Below are 20,543 nucleotides of genomic sequence, written 5' to 3' on the forward strand. Positions count from 1 at the left end.
GGGCAGTCCCATGCCAGTAGCAGAAAAGAAACCGGAAGCGTCCAAGTCCTTCACCCCGTATGAGCCAGCGCCGGGTGAAGAGTATATGAACGAGCAGCAGCTAGCGCACTTCCGACAGCTGCTGCTGGACTGGAAACAGGATCTCATGGAAGAGGTGGATCGTACCGTACGCCACCTGCAGGAAGATGCGAACAACTACGCCGACCCCGCCGACCGCGCTACCCAGGAAGAAGGCTTTAGCCTGGAACTGCGCACTCGGGATCGCGAGCGTAAGCTGCTCAAGAAAATTAACGAGACGCTGGATAACATTGACGATGACGATTACGGCTTCTGCGAAGCCTGCGGCGTTGAAATCGGCATTCGTCGTTTAGAAGCTCGCCCCACCGCCACCCTCTGCGTGGATTGCAAAACCCTGGCGGAACTCAAAGAGAAACAGCTGGGCGGCTGAGCGCTAAAAGACCGTGCTACTCGAACGCGGGCACCTTAGGGTGCCCGTTTTTGTGAATGGCTTTTTGTGAATAATCAGCCCCTCTCAACAATGACGCTACCATGAATGATTCTGCTCGCTACCGGGGGCGCTTTGCCCCTACGCCCTCAGGCCCGCTGCACTTTGGCTCGCTGGTCGCCGCCTTGGGCAGCTATCTAGACGCCCGTGCAGCCCAGGGGCAGTGGCTGGTACGTATTGAAGATATCGACCCACCCCGCTGCCCTGAAGGCGCGGCGAGTACTATCCTGCGCCAATTGGAGACTTTCGGCCTGGAGTGGGACGAAGCGGTGCTGTGGCAGCACACCCGCAGTGATGCTTACCAGCAAGCCTTAGACCGGCTTATCCAACTAGACCTTGCTTATCCCTGCAGCTGTTCCCGCAAACAGTGGCAGGCATTTGACATCTACCCGGGCTGGTGCCGCGATGGCGTCTGCGAGCCTACTAAACCGCTGGCCTGGCGGCTGCGCAGCGACCGCGGCGAGCGCCCGATTCGCTGGCAAGACCGGCTGTTCGGCGAGCAGCAGTTTGACCCAGCGGAACTGGGCGATGTGGTGTTAAAGCGCAAGGATGGCCTGTGGGCGTATCAACTTGCCGTCATCGTCGACGACGCCGACCAGCAGATTAGCGATGTAGTGCGCGGGCTCGACCTGCTTGATAACACTCCCTGGCAGCGCCAGTTGCAGGGCGCTCTTAAGCTAGCGCAACCGCGCTACCTACACTTGCCGCTCATCGTCACCGCTGAAGGCCAGAAGCTATCGAAGCAAAACCTCGCCCCCGCCCTGGCTGAAGATGACCACGGTGTGCGCCAGCAGCTCTTTCAAGCCCTGCAAGCGCTTGATCAAGCGCCGCCCCAAGACCTCGCAGCAGAGCCCCCGGCGACTCAGCTACACTGGGCGGTAGCCAACTGGTCACTTGAACGACTGCGCCCCACCAAGCACCGTTCAATACCGCTTTCCATGCTGCCCTCTTCACCACCAGGAGATTGATATGTACGTCTATCGCATCATGCTGTTTTTGGTGTTTGGCGGCTACCTGCTCTCTCCGCTGCTAATGAACGGCTGGAGCGACCCTACGGCTGCCTGGTACCGGCCGTTTGCGATTTGGGGCGGCTTGATTGCGCTAACCCTGTGGCTGGAGCAGAAGAGGAAGCTTGATGAACGTTGAGGTGCACGTTGAGATAGTCGGCGTCCTACTACTGGGGCTAGGCTATCTGGCGCTACTGTTTGGCTGCGGCTTTGCAGTAGAGCGCGGCTGGGTTCCGGTGCGTATTACCCGCCACCCAATTGTTTACACCCTTGCCCTGGGGGTTTACGCCAGTGCCTGGGCAATTTACGGCAGCGTGGAAATGGCCGCCCACGCAGGGTTTGGCTACCTGGCCTACTACCTGGGCGCAGCGGGGGCCTTTTTGCTCGCCCCGGTGCTGTTAGTGCCGATCCAGCGCATCACCCGCACCTATCAATTGACCTCGCTGGCAGATCTATTTGCCTTTCGCTTTCGCTCGCGGTGGGCGGGTACGCTGGTGACTATCGTCAGCCTACTAGCGGTGCTGCCACTGCTGGGCATTCAAGTCCAAACCCTCAGCGAAGCCATCAACATCCTCACCGCCAGCCAAGCGGGGGGTAGCGTTGCGCTGCTCTTTTGTGCCGTTATTGCCGCCTTTGCAGTGATTTTCGGCGCTCGCCACAGTCAGACTCACGGCAGTCACGACACCCTGCTCAGCGCCATTGCATTTGAATCCATCGTTAAGCTGCTGGCCATGCTGGGGCTTGGTGCGGTGGCGCTATGGATGGTGTTTGACGGCCCAGGCGATATGCAGCTGTGGCTGGAAGGCCCCGGTGCTATCCTCCAACAGCAGACACCCCAACTTGACCCTGCACAGTGGCGAACCCTACTGCTGTTGTTTTTTGCCGCGGCCTTTATGATGCCGCACCTATTCCATATCAGCTTTGCGGAAAGCCTGTCGCGGCATACCCTGCTGCAAGCCAGCTGGGCACTGCCGCTGTTTCTACTGTTAATGGCGCTGCCGGTGCCGCTGATCTGGTGGGCCGCTCAATCGGTTAATCCCGACATCCCCATCGCCGCTTATGCCGCCTACTTGATGACCGAGCACTGGTGGGTCGGGGCGCTGGCGTTTATCGGCGGGTTAGCCGCCGCCAGCGGCACCATGATCATGATTGCGCTGGCGCTTTCCGGCATGGTGCTGAACCATATCGTGCTGGTAGCGAGGCCCCCCGAGGCACGCAGCGACCTCTATGGTTGGCTGCTATGGCTACGCCGTGGCTTAGTCGTTGCGGTGATTATCGGCGGCTGGTTGTTTTACCAGTGGGTAGGGCGCTACCACGGCTTAATCGGCCTAGGGCTCGCCGCGTTTGTCGGCATGGCCCAATGCCTGCCCGGTATGCTGGCGCTGCTCTACTGGCCCGGCGCTAACCGTAAAGGCATGATTGTTGGCCTGATCGCAGGCGTCGTCGTGTGGCTGTGGGGCCTATGGCTGCCGCTTATGTTCTCKCTCCCCGTACCGACGCTACCCTTTACACCGTTTACGCCCGCCAATGCACCGGTTTGGTATAACGTCACGCTGCTGTCGCTGGCGGTCAATATCCTGCTGCTGATTGTGATATCGCTGTTTACGCGGATTTCTGAAGGGGAGCAGTCCGCCGCGGAAGCGTGCTCAGTGGATGCGGTTATCCGCTCGAAGCGCTTTCCGCTGGAAGCCGCGACGGCGAGTGATTTTGCTAACCATTTAGCCCAAGCGCTGGGCGACGAAGCCGCCCAACGCGAAGTCGCCCGTGCCTTGAAAGCGCTCAACTTAACGCCCCAGGAGCGGCGCCCCTACGCTCTGCGCCGCCTGCGCGACCGTATTCAAGCCAACCTCTCGGGGTTAATGGGGCCTTCAGTGGCACGAGATATTGTTGACCGCTACCTGCCCTACCGCCACGATGACTCCCCGGAAACCGACGATATTCACTTTGTTGAAAGTCGCCTGGAGGCCTACCGTTCGCGGTTAACGGGGCTAGCCCGGGAACTCGACGGCTTGCGCCGCCACCACCGCCAAACCCTGGCCTATCTGCCCGTGGGGCTGTGCGTGCTAGGCGATGACGATGAACTACTAATGTGGAATCAGGCGCTCTCGCAGCTCTCGGGGATTAGCGGTGAAAGCGTGATCGGTTCGCGCCGCGATAGCCTACCCGCCCCCTGGCCCAGCCTGCTGGGCAGCGTGTTAGACGCGACGCCAGGCCCGCTCTACAAGCAGGCGGTGACGCTGCACGGCAAGGATTACTTTCTGACCCTGCACAAAGCTATTCTCAGCGGCCACGACAGCCGTGGGGGCAGCGTGATTTTGATTGAAGACCATACCGAAATGAAGTGGCTGGAAGACGAGTTGGTGCATGCGGCGCGACTCGCCTCCATTGGCCAGTTGGCTGCCGGGGTCGCCCATGAAATTGGCAATCCGATTACCGGTATCTCGTCGCTGGCGCAAAACCTGCGCTACGACACCAACGACCCTGTGCTGCTGGAAACCGCCGATCAGATCCAGCAGTTGACCCAAAGGGTGACTAAAATCGTCAATTCATTGGTCGGCTTTGCCCACGGTGGGCGCCAAACGGTGCCGCTCCCCGCCTCCCCCGTGGCGCTCGCATCAATTAGCGAAGATGCACTGCACTTGATCCACCTCGCCCGCTCGGGAGAGGATGTTACCTTAACCAATGAGATACCCGACGATCTGGTGGTGCGCGGCGATGCCCAGCGGTTAACCCAAGTGATGGTCAACCTACTGAGCAACGCCAGGGATGCCTGCGACCAGGAGGGAGATGTTCATATTAGCGCAGGGCGCCACCAGCAGCTTGCCTGGTGGCGAATAACCGATAACGGTCAGGGTATCGATCCACGGGTGCGCGACCACTTATTTGAGCCTTTTACCACCACTAAGCCAGCAGGCGAAGGCACCGGCCTGGGTCTTTCACTGGCTTATCAGATTATCAATGAGCACCAGGGTAAAATAGAGGTGGCCTCGCCACCGCCCGGACAGCCTCGCGGCACAGCCATTACGTTATGGCTGCCGCTTTACCAACAGGATGATCAGCCAGCCCATGCCCAGGATTCTGATTGTTGAAGATGAAGCGATTATTCGCAGCGCGTTAAAGCGCCTGCTGGAACGCCACGACTATACGGTCAGCGAAGCAGGCAGCGCTGAGGAGGCCAGCCAGCTTGAACTCAAAGGGTTCGACCTCATCATCAGCGACCTGCGCCTGCCGGGCGAGCCGGGCACCACGCTGATCGCGGCTTCAAGCCCCGTGCCGGTTCTGATCATGACCAGCTACGCCAGCATGCGCTCTGCCGTGGAGTCGCTCAAACAGGGCGCCGTGGACTACGTTGCCAAGCCCTTCGACCATGCGGAGCTGCTGGAAACCGTTGAGCGAATTCTGCACAAGCAGTCGATGCAGCAGAGCCCACCGCCGGATATCACCGATGCCGGCGGCGGCCGCCAGACCATGATCGGCAACTGCGTTGCCATGCAGCAGGTCTACACCCGCATTAGTAAAACCGCCCCCGCCGATGTCACCGTACTGGTTCTGGGCGAGTCGGGCACCGGTAAGGAGCTGGTGGCACGCGCGATTCACCAGCAGAGCAAGCGCGCCAAAGCGCCGCTGATCTGCGTCAACTGCGCGGCGATTCCTGAAACACTGATCGAATCCGAACTGTTTGGCCATGAGAAAGGGGCTTTTACCGGCGCCAGCGCCGCGCGCACCGGGTTAGTCGAAGCGGCCGATGGCGGCACGCTGTTTTTGGATGAGATTGGCGAACTGCCGCTGGATGCCCAAGCACGGCTGTTACGTGTACTCCAAGAGGGCGAAATCCGTAAAATTGGCTCAGTGGAAACCCGTCACGTTAATGTCCGGCTGATTGCGGCCACCCACCGTGACCTGCGGGCGCTGTCAAAAACCGGTGAGTTCCGTCTCGATCTTTACTACCGGCTGAACGTGATGCAGATCGAGCTGCCGCCGTTGCGCGAGCGCGAGGATGACGTGCTCGAGATCGCCGACATTCTGCTCGACAAAGCATGTAAGCGTCATGAACGGACCGGTCTGCGTTTATCMCGTGCTGCCCGCCAGGACTTGCGCGACTACCCTTGGCCAGGCAACGTACGCGAGCTGGAGAACGCCCTTGAGCGTGGCGTCATTCTTGCCGAGGGACATCTGATCCACCCGGATGATTTAGGTTTAGCGCCCATTACCGCTCGCCCTCATGCTCCGTCAACGACCACTCCCACCACCTCTGGCAGTGCAGATAATACCGCTGAAGAAAATGAAGACGACCTCTCGTTAGAGGATTACTTTCAGCATTTTGTGCTTGAGCACCAAGACCAAATGAGTGAAACCGAACTGGCACAAAAGCTTGGTATAAGCCGTAAAAATCTTTGGGAGCGGCGCCAACGGCTTGGCATACCGCGCAAAAAAACGGCCCGGCGCCCAGGCYAAGCCCCCGGGGCGCCTAGCTACCCGGACTCCTCGCGCCCTCTACGACCATTGTCTAATACACTGATTTAAATAAGAAATATCCCACTCTTTGCTACCCTGGCACTGTTACCTTCCCACACAAAGCCGCGCACAAACGGACCCAGAAGGGGTAACACTTTTTGCGCCGCTAAGTTCCGCCACGTTCAAAAAAACGCCAACCTTCTGAAATTTATAATTTATTAAATAGGTGGCACAGCGTCTGCAGTATTACTGGGTAAGAAAAACAAACTGGGCATAGCGGTAGGTCACCAACAAAAACAACATGACCTCACCCCAACCTGAGCCACAACAAAAACAACAGGGCCAGGTAGAGATAACGGTACTAACAATAACAATAGGCTTGAGTCTCATTACTTGCTTGCGCAGTCTACACAGGCGCAGCGAACAATAACAAAAGCAGCAAGTGGCCCGATAAGGACGCGACGTACAACGTGACTTGGCATCCTAACAACAACAATAGCTGTCAGTGTGTACACCCCGGCGCCAATAATAATTCCCCGGGGGGAGAAAAGTTCGCGGTTGGATTATTGTTTTGAATACGAGGCGGTCGGAACGATTGCGATCCTAACGCCTACCGACTGCGGTGCGTATTCAGGGCGATGTGCCATCATGAAGAAAAACAGCAGCAGGGACGCTGATTAATCGCTTAATAGGGGAGGCTCTCTTAGCCTCCCCTTTCCGTGTCTGGACACTTGAGTTTATGCAAACCAGCGTCAAATGCTTTGCAAGCCTTGGGGGGTCGGATACACTCGGACATTAACTGTCTATGTTAGGTACTCATTTGACGTGCTTTTTACATAGCCATGTTACGCAATACTTGACTTTTTTATGTACCCTGCGAGTTGAAATCGTCGCATGTTTAAAGGATTTACCCGTTTCCTACACAGCCCGGGGGAGCAATTGAAAACCTTGCTTGATCCCCAAGAGAGCACTACCAGCGCCCTTACTCCGCGCAACATCCCTCGGTCCGAGCACCCTGTTTCTCGCCAGCATATTAGTGATGCCGCGTTAAAAGTGCTTTATCGCCTTAGCGGGGCTGGTTTCGACGCCTATTTGGTGGGCGGCTGCATCCGCGATGCACTGCTTGGCAAAATGCCCAAGGATTTTGACGTCGCCACCAACGCCACCCCCGAACAGGTGCGCGATCTATTTCGTAACTCGCGCCTGATCGGCCGCCGTTTTCGGATTGTCCACGTGCGCTTTGGCCGCGAGGTCATTGAGGTCACCACCTTCCGTGGCAAACCCCAAGACGAGCATGGCGATCACATAGCCCACCAGTCAGATGAAGGGTTGCTGCTGCGTGACAATGTATGGGGCAATATTGAAGAAGACGCCCTGCGGCGCGACTTTACCGTTAATGCGCTCTACTACAATATCGCCGACTTCAGCATCACCGATTTTGCCAATGGTGCCGAGGACATCAAGACCCGCACCCTGCGCCTGATTGGCGACCCGGCGACACGCTACCGCGAAGACCCGGTGCGGATGCTGCGGGCGGTGCGCTTTGCGGCTAAGCTCGACTTCACCCTAGACCCGGCCACCGAAGCGCCAATGTACGACCAGGCGCCATTGCTGCTGCAGATTCCGCCAGCGCGCCTATTCGATGAAGTGCTCAAGCTGTTTATGTCGGGCCACGGCTTGGTCACCTTCCGGCTGCTTAGCCACTACGGCCTATTCGGCATGCTGTTCCCCGAGGCCGAAGAAGCCATGGCCGATGCCGCCTGGGCCGAAGAGCTGATTGAACAGGCGCTGACCAATACCGATAAACGTATCGCCGAAGAGCGCCCCGTCACCCCAGCGTTTCTGCTGGCGGCGTTTTTATGGGCACCGGTCAAACATCGCCAGGAAGCACTGGAACAGGAGGGCATGCCGCCCATTCCTGCGCTTCAAGCGGCGGCTCAGCAGGTGGTTTCTCGTCAGTTAGAGTTCACCTCAATTCCCAAGCGCTTTGGTATCCCCATGCGGGAAATTTGGGAGCTTCAGCAGCGCCTACCTCAGCGGCGCGGTAAAAAAGCTTTCCAAACCCGCGAACATTCTCGTTTCCGGGCGGGCTATGACCTGCTACTGCTGCGCGAGCAGGCGGGCGAGATACCCAGTGGTTTAGGCGAATGGTGGACGGCGTTTCAGCGCGGCGATGAGCACGAACAGCGTCGCCTGCTGCAAAAAGTTGGCGGCGACCCCGCCAGCCAGGGCGACCGTCGTCGCAAACGGCGCCGTAAGCCGAGCGCGCCAGAGTAGTGGGTGCGCCTTCCCAGCTCGCCTATATTGGCTTGGGTAGCAATCTAGAGTCGCCTATCGAGCAGGTTCGCGAGGCCCTCAACGAGCTGGCAATGCTACCGCTAAGTCGATTGGTGGCAGCATCATCGCTTTACGCCAGCCGCCCGGTGGGGCCGCAGGATCAGCCGGACTTTATCAACGCGGTGGCCGCGCTGGAGACGCAGCTCTCGCCGCTGGCGCTACTCGACCAGCTTCAGGCGTTAGAGCAGCAGCATCGCCGCCGCCGCCAGCGCCACTGGGGGCCCCGCACGCTTGATCTTGACCTGCTGCTCTACGCTAATGACCACATCAACTCGCCGCGTTTACGCGTACCGCACCCGCAAATGACTGCCCGGGCCTTTGTACTGCTCCCCCTCGCAGAGATCGCCCCCTCTCTAGACCTTCTCCAACAGCCGCTATCCACGTGGCTTGAGCAAGTTGAGAACCAAGGCTTGGAACGCTTACCTAACGCCTAGTGTGCGGCTAACGCTACCATTTGACACAAATCTCGACACCGACACCCCATTCAGGTAACAATTACCGGTTACGCCACTTCGCGCATGCAGGGATGCAGCATCAATAATGGTCGGCTGCCTATGTCGCAGCGGCCTCACGTAAAACATGAGAGCACGCCATGAAAACCGTCACCCTAAGCACGCTGCAGGCCTATAAGCAGGCTGGCGAGACGTTCAGTTGCCTAACCGCTTACGACGCCTCCTTTGCCCATGCGGCAAGCCAGGCAGGCATTGATGTCCTGCTCGTCGGTGATTCGCTGGGCATGGTGCTACAGGGCCATAACAGCACCCTACCCGTCACCATTGACGATATCATTTACCACACCCGCTGCGCGGCGCGTGGTAAAGGCCATAGCCTGCTGATGGTAGACCTCCCCTTTATGAGCAACGCCACCACGGAGCGCCTGTTGGAAGATGCCGGTGCCGTGATGCGCGCGGGCGCGGAGCTGGTCAAACTGGAAGGCGAAGCGTGGATGGCCGATGGCATTCGTGAACTTACCCGCCGCGGCGTACCGGTGTGTGCCCACCTGGGCTTAACACCGCAAACCGTGCATCAGCTAGGTGGCTATAAAGTGCAGGGACGCGACGCTGCTCAAGCGGAACGCATCATTAACGACGCAAAAGTACTTGTCGAGGCGGGCGCTTCGGTGATTCTGCTCGAGTGCGTTCCTGCCAGTCTGGGCAAAGCGGTCACCGCCGCGCTGGATGTGCCGGTGATTGGCATTGGCGCAGGACCGGATACCGACGGCCAAATTCTGGTGATGCACGATGTGCTGGGCGTCACCCACGGACGCACGCCGCGCTTTGTGAAAAACTTTATGGTTGAGGCGGACAGCATTCAAACTGCGTTTCAGCGCTACCATGAAGCGGTCAAAACACGCACTTTCCCAGCCCAAGAGCACTGCTTTTAAAGATGACGGTTAAGGCATCTCGTCTATCGACCACCTTTTGTCACTCATACGAAACGACTATGCGCACTTTGCGAGACATTGATCAGCTCCGCAGCACGCTGCGAGATTACCGCCAACGCGGCCAGCGTATTGCCCTGGTGCCCACCATGGGCAATCTCCACGCAGGCCACCTAGCGCTGGTCGCCTGCGCGCGCCAACACGCCGATATCGTGGTCGCAAGCCTGTTCGTCAATCCGATGCAGTTTGGCCCAGGCGAAGACTTAGACGGCTACCCGCGTACCTTTGATGCCGATCAAGCGCAGCTTATCGAGGCTGGCTGCGACGTGCTGTTCGCCCCGGCGGCGAGCTCGCTCTACCCTAACGGCTTGGACGCACAGACCCGCGTGCATGTGCCCGTGGTGGGCGAAGGGCTGTGCGGCGGCTCACGCCCCGGCCATTTCGACGGCGTCTCCACCGTGGTCAGCATGCTGTTTAATCTGGTGCAGCCAGATATTGCCTGCTTTGGGGAGAAGGATTACCAGCAGCTTGCGGTGATTCGTAAGCTGGTGCGCGATCTGCACATGCCCATCGAAATTATCGGCGTGCCCATCGTGCGCGCAGAAGATGGTTTGGCACTGTCATCGCGTAACGGCTATTTAAGTCGCGAGGAGCGCGCCATTGCCCCTGTGCTCTACCGAACGCTGTGTACACTACGCGACGCACTGGAACATGGCGACGCTATCGAAAAGGTACTACACCAGGGTAAAGCCGCGCTGTATGATGCGGGCTTTACACCGGACTACCTGGAATTGCGCGATGCCTCGCTCGCCCCGGTCAGCCCAGCGACTCGCCAGGCAGTACTGCTGGCCGCCGCCAAACTAGGCCCGGCGCGATTAATCGACAACCTCACGGTTCAGCTCCCGAACAGCGCTGCCACGACTATGAGTGAATAAACCAACAACGAGGAATACAGGAACTCACAATGCACACCATTATGCTCAAAGCCAAGCTGCACATGGCTCGCGTCACACACGCGGTACTCAACTACGAAGGCTCCTGCGCCATCGACGGTGACTTGCTGGATATGGCGGGCATTCGTGAAAATGAGCAGATCCAGATTTACAACGTCGAGAACGGCGAACGCTTCACCACTTACGCTATCCGCGGTGAGGAAGGCTCCAAACTTATCTCGATCAACGGCGCTGCGGCCCACCTTGCCGCCCCTGGCCACCGGATCATTATCTGCAGCTACGCCCACTACTCCGAAGCCGAACTGGAAAACCACCAGCCTGCGCTGGTGTATCTGCAGGAAGGCAACCACGTCAGCCACACCAGCAATATTATCCCGGTGCAGTTGGCCTGATCACAACTGGCCGAATCTTAGCGCCTCTACTACTTTCCCCTGACGGGCCACATGTTGGCCCGTTTTTATTTGCCCATAAAGGTTTATTGCCGCAACGCACCACCTTCCCCTATGCTGAAGAGACGGCTGACACAGCACGAATAAAAGAGTACGGCTGCAGAGCACGCCTATCGGGCATCTGGCATCAGACTGTCTGTTAATTACTCCAGGAGTCATCTTATGCAAGAAGTAGTCATTGTTGCGGCACGCCGCACCGCTGTGGGCGCTTTCGGCGGCTCCCTCGCAGGTATTCCCGCGAGCGACCTCGGCGCCTTGGTGATCAAAGATATCCTCGCCTCAACCGGCGTTTCTCCCGATCAAGTTGACGAAGTACTGCTGGGCCAAGTGCTCACCGCAGGCGTTGGCCAAAACCCGGCGCGCCAAGCGGCTATCAAGGGCGGCCTGCCAGACTCGGTACCGGCCATGACCATCAACAAAGTGTGTGGTTCAGGCCTTAAAGCGCTGCATCTCGCCACTCAAGCCATTCGCTGTGGCGATGCTGAGCTGATTCTGGCCGGTGGTCAGGAGAACATGTCCGCCTCGCCACACGTACTCCCCAACTCCCGCAACGGTCAGCGCATGGGCGATTGGAAGGCAATTGATTCCATGGTGCACGACGGCCTGTGGGATGCGTTCAACAACTACCACATGGGCATTACTGCCGAGAACTTGGCCGAGAAGTACGGCATCACCCGCGAAGCGATGGACGAGTTCGCCGCAGCGTCCCAGCAGAAAGCCGCTGCCGCCATCAAAGAAGGTAAGTTCAAAGGTCAGATCGTGCCGGTGGAAATCCCCCAGCGCAAAGGCGACCCGGTGGTGTTTGATACCGATGAGAACCCACGGGAAGTTACCGCGGAGAAGCTTGGCGGCATGCGCCCTGCGTTTAAGAAAGACGGCACCGTTACCGCCGGTAACGCCTCGGCGCTCAACGACGGCGCGGCAGTGGTTATGCTCTGCTCCGCCGAAAAAGCCAAGCAGCTGGGGCTAGAGCCGCTGGCGCGTATTGCCGCTTACTCCAACGCAGGCGTTGATCCTGCCATTATGGGTATCGGCCCCGCACCGGCTACCCGCCGCTGCTTGGAAAAAGCCGGCTGGAGCCTGGATGACCTGGATCTGGTAGAAGCCAACGAAGCCTTCGCTGCCCAGGCACTCTCCGTTAACAAAGAACTTGGCTGGGATGTCAGCAAGGTCAACGTCAACGGCGGTGCCATTGCCCTAGGCCACCCCATCGGCGCTTCCGGCTGCCGCGTACTGGTCACCCTGCTCCACGAAATGATCGCCCGCGACGCCAAGAAAGGCCTCGCGACGCTGTGTATCGGCGGCGGTCAGGGTGTCGCACTGGCGATAGAGCGTCCTTAACAATCGTCTTCGGTTAACCAGCCAAACATGCCCCCGTTGCGACGGGGGTATTTTTTGGCTTGTAGATGATTAGCGTGACCTCTCACCGACCACCCTGGCAGGTGTGCTCAGCACCAGCAGCGCGCCCAGCAGGAATAGCCCGGAAGCCGCCCACATGGCGATAGGTAAGCTAGTGCCATCAACGATACGCCCACCGACCATTGCCCCCAAACCAATCGACATATTGAAGGTAAACGCCATTAACGCCGTGGCGGCTTCGGTATTGGGTGCGGTGCGTAAAATCCAGGTTTGAATGCTTACCGATACACTGCCGAACACGGCGCCCCAGGCCATTAGCAAGAACACGCCACTGCTCGGTTGAATACCCAGCACCGGGAAAGCAGCTACAACGATAAGCAGCAGGCTGGGAATCSCCAGCACCGCGCGGTAGGGGTGCCGCCCGGCGAACATACCCGCCGCAATGTTGCCCAGGATGCCTGCGGCCCCGTAGAGCAGGAGCAGGCTGCCCACATGGCGCTGGGAAATACCGCTAATCTCCTGCAGGATAGGGCTAATAAAGGTGTAGGCGGCAAAGTGCCCCACCACCACAAACCCTGTGGTTAATACCGCCACCCGTACACCACGATTACTAAATTGCTGCGCCAGTACTCGCAGACGAACAGGTTCACGTGGTGGCAAAGACGGCAGCCAACGCCACAGCGCAATGGCCGTTAACAGGCTAAAACCGCCCAGCGCCCCAAAGGCGACCCGCCAGTTGCTGAAATCGCCCAATAGCGTGCCCAGCGGTACGCCCAGCACCGAGGCTGCCGCGACACCACCAAAAATCATCGTCATCGCTTTAGGCACCTGTGCCTCCGGCACAAGGCGCGGGGCAATACTGCCCGCCACCGCCCAAAACCCACCAATGCTAAGCCCCACCAGCACACGGGCGGCAAGCAACAGGATAAAGCTGCTGGCCAATGCCGAGAGCACACTCCCGGCCACCATCACGACCATCAATACCGTGAGCATAATACGCCGATCCAAGCGCCCCACCGCGACCGGCAGCAGCGGGGCTGAAAAGGCAGCGACCACGCCGGGCACGGTGACCATTAAGCCTGCCATGCCGGGGGTAACGCCCATGCTCGATGCCACCTGAGAAAGCAACCCAATCGGCAGCTGCTCCGCGGTCACCAGTAAAAAAATGCCGATCATCMCGGCCACCACCGCCCACCAGCGCGGCGCTTGTTGCTGCTCCATCTGCTGCTCCCTGACTGTTGACTGTCTAAATCCCGGCGAACATAGCTTTAGCTAACATCAAAACACTATCTAGTAAAAAAGTGCTTTGCTAAAACGGTACCTAGCAAAAAAATACCTAGCAAAAACAAAGCCCCCGCAGCCAGAGGCTACGAGGGCGGTATCAGAAACCTAGCCAGCGATTTAAATCGTCGCTTCGGTTTCCGCTGCTTCTGCTGCGAAAGCGGTTTTCTCTTCTTCAGTGATCTCTTTCATCGACAGCTTCACGCGGTTGCGGTTGTCGATATCAAGTACCTTCACAATCACGTCATCGCCTTCGTTCAAGAAGTCGCGCACGTTGTTAACGCGCTCGGCAACGATTTGCGAGATGTGCACCAGGCCATCGGTACCCGGCATGATGTTCACGAACGCGCCGAAGTCAGCAATGCGTACCACTTTACCCATATACAGCTTGCCGATTTCCGCTTCAGCGGTAATCGCCAGTACGGTGTCAATGGCGCGCTTGGCGGCGGCTTTATCTTCCGCGTAGATACGTACGGTGCCGTCGTCGTCGAGATCGATTGAAGCGCCGGTGTCTTCGCAGATTTTACGAATCATCGCGCCGCCTTTACCGATCACATCGCGGATCTTGTCGGGRTCGATTTTAATCGTTGCCATGGACGGGGCGTTGTCGGAGACATCGCTACGGCTCTGGCTGATCACCACATTCATCTGCTCAAGAATACTCAGCCGCGCGGTCAGTGCTTGCTGCAGCGCGAGCTCCATAATCTCTTCGTTGATGCCTTCGATCTTGATGTCCATCTGCAGGGCGGTAACGCCCTCTTCAGAACCTGCGACTTTAAAGTCCATATCGCCGAGGTGGTCTTCATCACCCAGGATATCGGTCAATACCGCGAAGCCGTCCGGGTCTTTTACCAGACCCATTGCGATACCCGCCACCGGTGCTTTTAGCGGCACGCCTGCATCCATCAACGCCAGCGAAGAGCCACATACGGAAGCCATCGAGCTAGAGCCGTTAGACTCGGTGATTTCCGAGACCACGCGAATGGTATAGGGGAAGGTATCTTCGGATGGCAGCATCGCCTGTACGCCGCGACGCGCTAGGCGGCCATGGCCGATTTCACGACGCTTAGGGCCACCCATAAAGCCCGCTTCGCCTACCGAGTAGGGAGGGAAGTTGTAGTGCAGCATAAAGCGGTCTTTACGCTCGCCTTCCAGTGATTCAATTAGCTGTGAGTCACGCAGCGTGCCCAGCGTTGCCACGGCTATCGCCTGGGTCTCACCACGGGTAAAGATGGCCGAACCGTGGGCTTTTGGCAGCACGCCGACTTCGATAGCCAGCGGGCGCACGGTCTGGTTGTCGCGACCATCAATACGCGGCTCGCCTTTGACAACCCGCGAACGCACCACGCGTTTTTCCAGGCTAGCAAAAGCACCTTTAACGTCATCTTTACTGAACTTGTCGTTAACCGGTTCGCCTTCATCGGCTGCCAGCTGTTCAATCGCCTGGTCTTTCAACTCAGCCAGTGCATCCTGGCGCTGCATTTTGTCGGTGATGCGGTAAGCATCGCCCACTTTAGCCTCAAACGCATCGGCCATAGCGGTTTTGAGCGCCTGGTTCTCTTCGGCGGCCTGCCACTCCCAGCGCGGCTTACCGGCTTCAGCAACCAGTTCGTTGATGGCGCTGATCGCTACCTGCATCTCTTGGTGGCCGAACAGTACGGCTCCCAGCATTTCGTCTTCAAGCAGCTCTTTAGCTTCAGACTCAACCATCAGCACGGCTTTTTCAGTACCGGCGACGACCATGTCGAGCTCAGAGGTGGCCAGTTCTTCAACGGTTGGGTTGAGGAAGTAGCCTTTCTCTTCGTTAAAACCAACGCGGGCTGCGCCGATCGGGCCACTAAACGGCACGCCAGAGATGCTCAGCGCTGCGGAAGTACCCAGCAGTGCGGCAATATCCGGATCGTGATTACGGTCGGTGGAGAGAACGGTACAGACGACCTGCACTTCGTTCATAAAGCCTTTGGGGAACAGCGGACGGATCGGGCGATCGATCAGCCGCGAAGTCAGCGTCTCTTTCTCAGTGGGTCGTCCTTCGCGCTTAAAGAAGCCGCCAGGAATTTTGCCCACTGCGTAGGTTTTCTCCTGGTAGTGTACCGAGAGAGGGAAAAAGGGTTGGCTCGGGTTAGCCTCTTTACGAGCGACCACGGTACACAGCACGACGGTGTCGTCCATGGTAACCATGACAGCGCCGGTGGCTTGGCGAGCAATACGCCCGGTTTCGAGCGTGACGGTGCTACGACCGTACTGGAACGTTTTCTTTACCGGATTCACAGCGACTTCCTTCAGCATTATCAATATCTACTTGTCTATTCGTTTAGGTCGTTTTGACTGGTTACCATTCTAGGCGCTGGAACGCGATAGGGCTACCAGTTCCTGCTTGCCCCCAGCACTATTGAGATAAACCCGAAACATAAAAAAACGGGCAGCTCTTTATGAGCTGCCCSTTTCGAATCGTTGCCGTTAACGCTTAACGACGCAGACCTAAACGCTGGATCAGGGACTGATAGCGTTCGAAATCTTTACGCTTTAGGTAGTCCAGCAACTTACGACGCTGGTTAACCATGCGGATCAGACCACGACGAGAGTGGTGATCCTGTTTGTTGGTCTTGAAGTGGTCCTGCAGGCCATTGATGTTGGCGCTCAGCAGTGCAACCTGTACTTCAGGGGAACCGGTATCGTTATCGCCGCGGCCGTATTCAGTGACGATCTCGGCCTTCTTCTCAGCGGTTAAAGCCATCTGTCTCTCCAGTAAGCAATATGCCTAAAAATGAATGGGTGAGACCACGCATATTTGCAGTCTCAAGCTACTATTTTCCCGTAAAGTGCTGCGTCCTTGCAACGCTGATTACGAGATAGCGACGGTACTTAACAGCCGCTTAGGCGCCACTTCCTGGGCACCTTTCACTACGCCAAGGCCGATAAACGTCTCGGCGTAATAAAGTCTGGCTACTTCGTCTGCGGCTAATGCGCCGGTTTCGAGAGCAGCGGGCTGGCCATGGGCCAAACGGGCGTGGGCGGTGTCGTCTACCGTCAGTAACGGCAAATGATCCACCAGCACATCCACGGGCATTAGCTCAGCTTCCAGTGCTGCCTGGTCGGCCAGTGCTTCCAAGGCCTCTAGCGTCCACATCGCGTCGGCTAAAAAGGGCCCTGTTTTGAGCCTTCTTAGTTGACTGATGTGCGCACCACAGCCAAGCGCTTGACCAATATCTTCGGCTAACGTGCGGATGTAAGTGCCTTTACTGCAGCTTACTTCCAGCTCAAAAGCGCTGCCTTCAAACGATAGCAGGCGCGCATCATACACGCTTACCCGCCGAGCTGCACGCTCTACGTGTTTGCCTTCGCGGGCTAACTCGTAAAGTTTTTTGCCCTGATGCTTTAGCGCCGAGTACATGGGAGGCACTTGGTCAATCTCACCGCGAAAGCGGGTGAGCACAGTTTCCACGTCATCGGCGCTTAAACTGGGAACCTCATGCTGCTCAATAATCGTGCCTTCCGCATCGCCGGTATCGGTGATCACCCCAAGCTCTATCCGGGTGCGATACACCTTGTCGGCTTCCAGCAAGTGCGACGAGAACTTGGTCGCTTCGCCTAGGCAAATCGGCAATAAGCCGGTTGCCATCGGGTCGAGCGTGCCGGTGTGCCCGGCTTTTTGAGCCTGGAACAGCCGACGTACACGCTGCAGCGCATGGTTGCTGGAAACGCCTTTGGGCTTATCCAGCAGCAGTACGCCATTGACCGGCAAACCACGACGTTGACGCGCCACTAGCGAGTTTCCTCACTTTGCTCGGCAGCGTCGTCCCCTTCTTCACTTTGATTGCGTGCGCGGTCAGTGGTGACCGCTTCATCAATCAGTGAAGAGAGTTGCTGACCGCGCACCACGCTTTCATCGAAATGAAAACGTAGTTCTGGCACGTGACGTAGCTTGATGCGCTTAGCAATCTGGCTTCTTAGAAAACCCGCAGCGCGCTTAAGCACCTGCAGATTCTCTTTAATACGCTCGGGCTCTTGCTCACCCAACAAAGTGACGTAGACGTCGGAGTAGCCAAGGTCACGGCTAACGGTGACACCGCTGACCGTGACCATGCCCAAACGTGGGTCTTTCACTTCGCGTTGGATCAATACCGCCAGCTCCTTTTGGAGCTGGTCGGCTACCCGGTCAGTACGCTTAAATTCGCGCATGTTTAGCTCCTCGCAGCCTTACAGGCTACGCTCGACCTTCACTTGGTCGAAGACTTCGATCTTATCGCCGACTTGGACATCGTTGTAGTTCTTCACGCCGATGCCACACTCCATGCCGTTGCGCACTTCCTGCACATCGTCTTTGAAGCGGCGCAGCGATTCGAGCTCGCCTTCGTAGATCACCACGTCATCACGCAACACGCGGATCTTCTTATTACGATGCACGCTGCCTTCGATGACCATACAGCCAGCGATGGCACCAATCTTCGGCGCACGGAAGACGTCGCGTACTTCGGCAATACCGACGATCTCTTCTTTCCACTCAGGTGCGAGCATACCGCTCATCGCCTGCTTGACCTCGTCGATCAGCTGGTAAATAACGCTGTAGTAGCGCAGATCCAGACCTTCACGTTCGATGATCTCACGGGCAGCGGCGTCAGCACGGACGTTAAAGCCGACCACGATGGCTTCCGACGCAAGCGCCAGGTTGGCATCGGKACCGGTGATACCACCCACACCAGAGGAAACCACGGCGACTTCAACTTCACCCGTAGAGAGCTCTTCCAGAGCGCCTTTGATCGCTTCCAGCGAACCTTGAACGTCGGCTTTGAGGACGATGTTGACCTTGGCCACTTCGTCTTGGCCCATCTGGCTGAACATGTTCTCCAGCTTGGCCTTCTGCTGACGCGCCAGGCGCACTTCGCGGTACTTGCCTTGACGGAAGTTAGCTACTTCGCGGGCTTTCTTCTCGTCAGCAACGACCATAAAGTCATCACCGGCATCCGGCGTACCGCCCAAGCCTTGAATCTCTACCGGCATGGCCGGGCCAACCGAATCAACCTGCTGGGCAAGTTCGTTGGTCAGCGCACGTACACGACCATAGTGCAGGCCAGCCAGGACGATATCGCCCTTTCTCAGCGTGCCGTTCTGAACCAGTACGGTAGCGACCGGACCACGTCCTTTATCAAGGCGTGACTCAACCACAACACCTTTACCGGGCGCGGAAGGCACGGCTTTTAGCTCAAGCACTTCGGAGGCCAGCTGGATCGCTTCCAGCAGCTCTTCCATACCTTCACCGGTCTTAGCAGACACGTGAACAAACTGGGTGTCGCCGCCCCACTCTTCCGAGATCACGCCGTGCTGGGAAAGCTCATTTTTGATGCGATCAAGATCGATACCATCTTTATCGATCTTGTTGACCGCTACCACCATGGGCACTTCGGCAGCTTTGGAGTGTTCAATCGCCTCAATCGTCTGAGGCATCACGCCATCATCCGCTGCGACGACCAGGATGACGACGTCCGTCGCCTTGGCACCACGGGCACGCATAGCGGTAAACGCCGCGTGGCCTGGGGTATCCAGGAAGGTCACGCCACCGTGGTTATCTTCCACGTGGTAGGCACCGATATGCTGGGTAATACCGCCAGCCTCACCCGTGGCTACTTTCGCTTTACGGATGTAATCGAGCAGCGAAGTTTTACCGTGGTCAACGTGACCCATAACGGTCACTACGGGCGAGCGGGTGATCTCTTCGCCTTCATAGGAGATGCCTTCAAGCATTTCCGTTTCCAGCGCGTCATCTTTCACCAGCTTCGGCGTATGACCCATCTCTTCCACCACGATCGCAGCCGTATCCTGATCGATGGTTTGGTTAATGGTCACTGCCGCGCCCATGTTGAACATGGCCTTGATGACTTCGTTGGCTTTGATCGACATTTTGTCGGCCAATTCCGCCACGCTGATCGATTCAGGGATCGATACTTCACGCACAATCGGCTGAGTCGGTTTCTGGAAAGCGTGCTTGCCGTTGCCGGTCTGGTTGCCACCACGGCGACCACCACGACGCTGCTCGGCACGTTTTACCTTCTTACCGCCGCCACCGCGCTTGCGTTCTTCGCGATCACCACGATCTTCATCGTCACGACGACCCTTGGCTTTTGCTGCAGCCTTCTTCGGCGGCGCAGTACGACGGTCAGAGCGGCCTTCTTTCGGCGGCGCTGGCGGCATATCGTCACCGGACGGCGTGTCGTCGATTTCAAGATTCGGCACCGGGATATCAGGCGTCGCCGGTGCTTTAGTGGCTCTTGGCGTTGATTCAGCCTCTTGCTTACTATGCGCGGCGGCTTCAGCTTCTTTATTGCTACGCGCTGTCGCTTCAGCTACCTGCGCAGCTCGAGCTTTCTTCGCAGCAGCTTTTTCCTCGGCTTCACGCGCATCGGAAACCTTGCGCTCAGCTTCAGCTTCCGCCATATCGCCCACTAGCTGGCGGGGGCCGGTGTAGCTAGGCTCCGGTGCTTTCGGCTTTTCATCTTCAGCGCTTTTGACGTAGGTTTTTTTCTTACGTACCTGCACTTCGATGGTTTTGCCGCGCTCGCCGGTATTGATACGGCTACGGGTTTTGCGCGTCAGCGTGATACGGTTTTTGCCCGCTTCAGCAGTGTCGCTACCGCCATGGCTCTTCTTCAAGAAACTCAGCAGCTTCTGCTTATCTTCTTCAGACACAGCATCGCTTTCTGAAGCGTGCTTCAAACCCGCTTCTTTCATTTGCTCTAGTAGGCGAGGCACATCACGGMCCACCTTTCCTGCGAAATCTTTAACTGTCATATCTGACATATTGACCCTCCTCAGCCCGTG

General features: G+C 57.7%; 17 protein-coding genes. 11 read left to right on the forward strand and 6 right to left on the reverse strand.

Going from position 1 to position 20,543, the window contains the following annotated elements; genetic code table 11:
- The first annotated feature begins 10 nt into the window (after positions 1–10).
- From dksA to HALO_RS20920, 11 genes are all read left to right on the forward strand, one after another.
- The gene (gene dksA / locus HALO_RS20875; RefSeq protein WP_007111809.1) at positions 11–448 is read left to right on the forward strand and encodes an RNA polymerase-binding protein DksA; all 438 of its coding nucleotides are present in this window, start codon (positions 11–13) and stop codon (positions 446–448) included.
- A 101-nt stretch (positions 449–549) separates the two neighbouring features.
- A complete protein-coding gene (gene gluQRS / locus HALO_RS20880; RefSeq protein WP_035582972.1) occupies positions 550–1,473 on the forward strand; it encodes a tRNA glutamyl-Q(34) synthetase GluQRS in 924 nt (307 codons plus the stop codon).
- Position 1,474: 1 nt separating this feature from the next.
- Positions 1,475–1,651 carry a hypothetical protein gene (locus tag HALO_RS23245; protein WP_035582970.1) on the forward strand — a complete coding sequence of 59 codons (177 nt, stop codon included), beginning with the start codon at positions 1,475–1,477 and terminating at the stop codon, positions 1,649–1,651.
- Positions 1,641–4,601, forward strand: a complete 2,961-nt coding sequence (locus tag HALO_RS20885) for an ATP-binding protein (RefSeq protein WP_172821691.1) — start codon at positions 1,641–1,643, stop codon at positions 4,599–4,601. The genes HALO_RS23245 and HALO_RS20885 overlap by 11 nt, the downstream gene beginning before the upstream one ends.
- On the forward strand, positions 4,579–6,036 hold the full coding sequence (locus HALO_RS20890; protein ID WP_269449310.1) for a sigma-54-dependent transcriptional regulator: 1,458 nt from the start codon (positions 4,579–4,581) through the stop codon (positions 6,034–6,036). Before HALO_RS20885 ends, HALO_RS20890 begins: the two co-directional genes overlap by 23 nt.
- Before the next feature lie 825 nt (positions 6,037–6,861).
- Positions 6,862–8,244, forward strand: a complete 1,383-nt coding sequence (gene pcnB / locus HALO_RS20895; protein WP_009287938.1) for a polynucleotide adenylyltransferase PcnB — start codon at positions 6,862–6,864, stop codon at positions 8,242–8,244.
- Positions 8,244–8,738 carry a 2-amino-4-hydroxy-6-hydroxymethyldihydropteridine diphosphokinase gene (folK, locus tag HALO_RS20900; RefSeq protein WP_035582966.1) on the forward strand — a complete coding sequence of 165 codons (495 nt, stop codon included), beginning with the start codon at positions 8,244–8,246 and terminating at the stop codon, positions 8,736–8,738. Before pcnB ends, folK begins: the two co-directional genes overlap by 1 nt.
- A gap of 158 nt (positions 8,739–8,896) precedes the next feature.
- Positions 8,897–9,688: a 3-methyl-2-oxobutanoate hydroxymethyltransferase gene (gene panB, locus HALO_RS20905; protein WP_035582964.1), complete on the forward strand. Its 792-nt coding sequence runs from the start codon at positions 8,897–8,899 to the stop codon at positions 9,686–9,688.
- Positions 9,689–9,747: 59 nt separating this feature from the next.
- Positions 9,748–10,620, forward strand: coding sequence for a pantoate--beta-alanine ligase (gene panC, locus HALO_RS20910; protein ID WP_035582962.1), 873 nt, complete (start codon positions 9,748–9,750; stop codon positions 10,618–10,620).
- 29 nt (positions 10,621–10,649) lie between these two features.
- Positions 10,650–11,030: an aspartate 1-decarboxylase gene (gene panD, locus HALO_RS20915; RefSeq protein WP_007111819.1), complete on the forward strand. Its 381-nt coding sequence runs from the start codon at positions 10,650–10,652 to the stop codon at positions 11,028–11,030.
- A 219-nt stretch (positions 11,031–11,249) separates the two neighbouring features.
- A complete protein-coding gene (locus HALO_RS20920; protein WP_035562738.1) occupies positions 11,250–12,428 on the forward strand; it encodes an acetyl-CoA C-acetyltransferase in 1,179 nt (392 codons plus the stop codon).
- 69 nt (positions 12,429–12,497) lie between these two features.
- Here the strand turns inward: HALO_RS20920 and HALO_RS20925 are convergent, their stop codons facing one another.
- From HALO_RS20925 to infB, 6 genes are all read right to left on the reverse strand, one after another.
- Positions 12,498–13,667 (reverse strand): MFS transporter, encoded by a 1,170-nt coding sequence (locus HALO_RS20925; RefSeq protein WP_050713976.1) that lies wholly within the window; start codon positions 13,665–13,667, stop codon positions 12,498–12,500.
- A 180-nt stretch (positions 13,668–13,847) separates the two neighbouring features.
- Positions 13,848–16,016, reverse strand: a complete 2,169-nt coding sequence (gene pnp, locus HALO_RS20930; protein WP_035582958.1) for a polyribonucleotide nucleotidyltransferase — start codon at positions 16,014–16,016, stop codon at positions 13,848–13,850.
- 178 nt (positions 16,017–16,194) lie between these two features.
- Positions 16,195–16,464: a 30S ribosomal protein S15 gene (gene rpsO, locus HALO_RS20935; RefSeq protein ID WP_007111823.1), complete on the reverse strand. Its 270-nt coding sequence runs from the start codon at positions 16,462–16,464 to the stop codon at positions 16,195–16,197.
- A 108-nt stretch (positions 16,465–16,572) separates the two neighbouring features.
- A complete protein-coding gene (gene truB, locus HALO_RS20940) occupies positions 16,573–17,493 on the reverse strand; it encodes a tRNA pseudouridine(55) synthase TruB (RefSeq protein ID WP_035582956.1) in 921 nt (306 codons plus the stop codon).
- Complete coding sequence (gene rbfA / locus HALO_RS20945; protein WP_035582954.1) at positions 17,493–17,909, reverse strand: 30S ribosome-binding factor RbfA; 417 nt, start codon at positions 17,907–17,909, stop codon at positions 17,493–17,495. The genes truB and rbfA overlap by 1 nt, the downstream gene beginning before the upstream one ends.
- A gap of 18 nt (positions 17,910–17,927) precedes the next feature.
- A complete protein-coding gene (gene infB / locus HALO_RS20950; protein ID WP_050713977.1) occupies positions 17,928–20,522 on the reverse strand; it encodes a translation initiation factor IF-2 in 2,595 nt (864 codons plus the stop codon).
- Between the last annotated feature and the right edge of the window lie 21 nt (positions 20,523–20,543).

It is taken from the genome of Halomonas sp. R57-5 (assembly GCF_900070345.1).
GTDB classification, from domain to species: domain Bacteria; phylum Pseudomonadota; class Gammaproteobacteria; order Pseudomonadales; family Halomonadaceae; genus Vreelandella; species Vreelandella ventosae_B.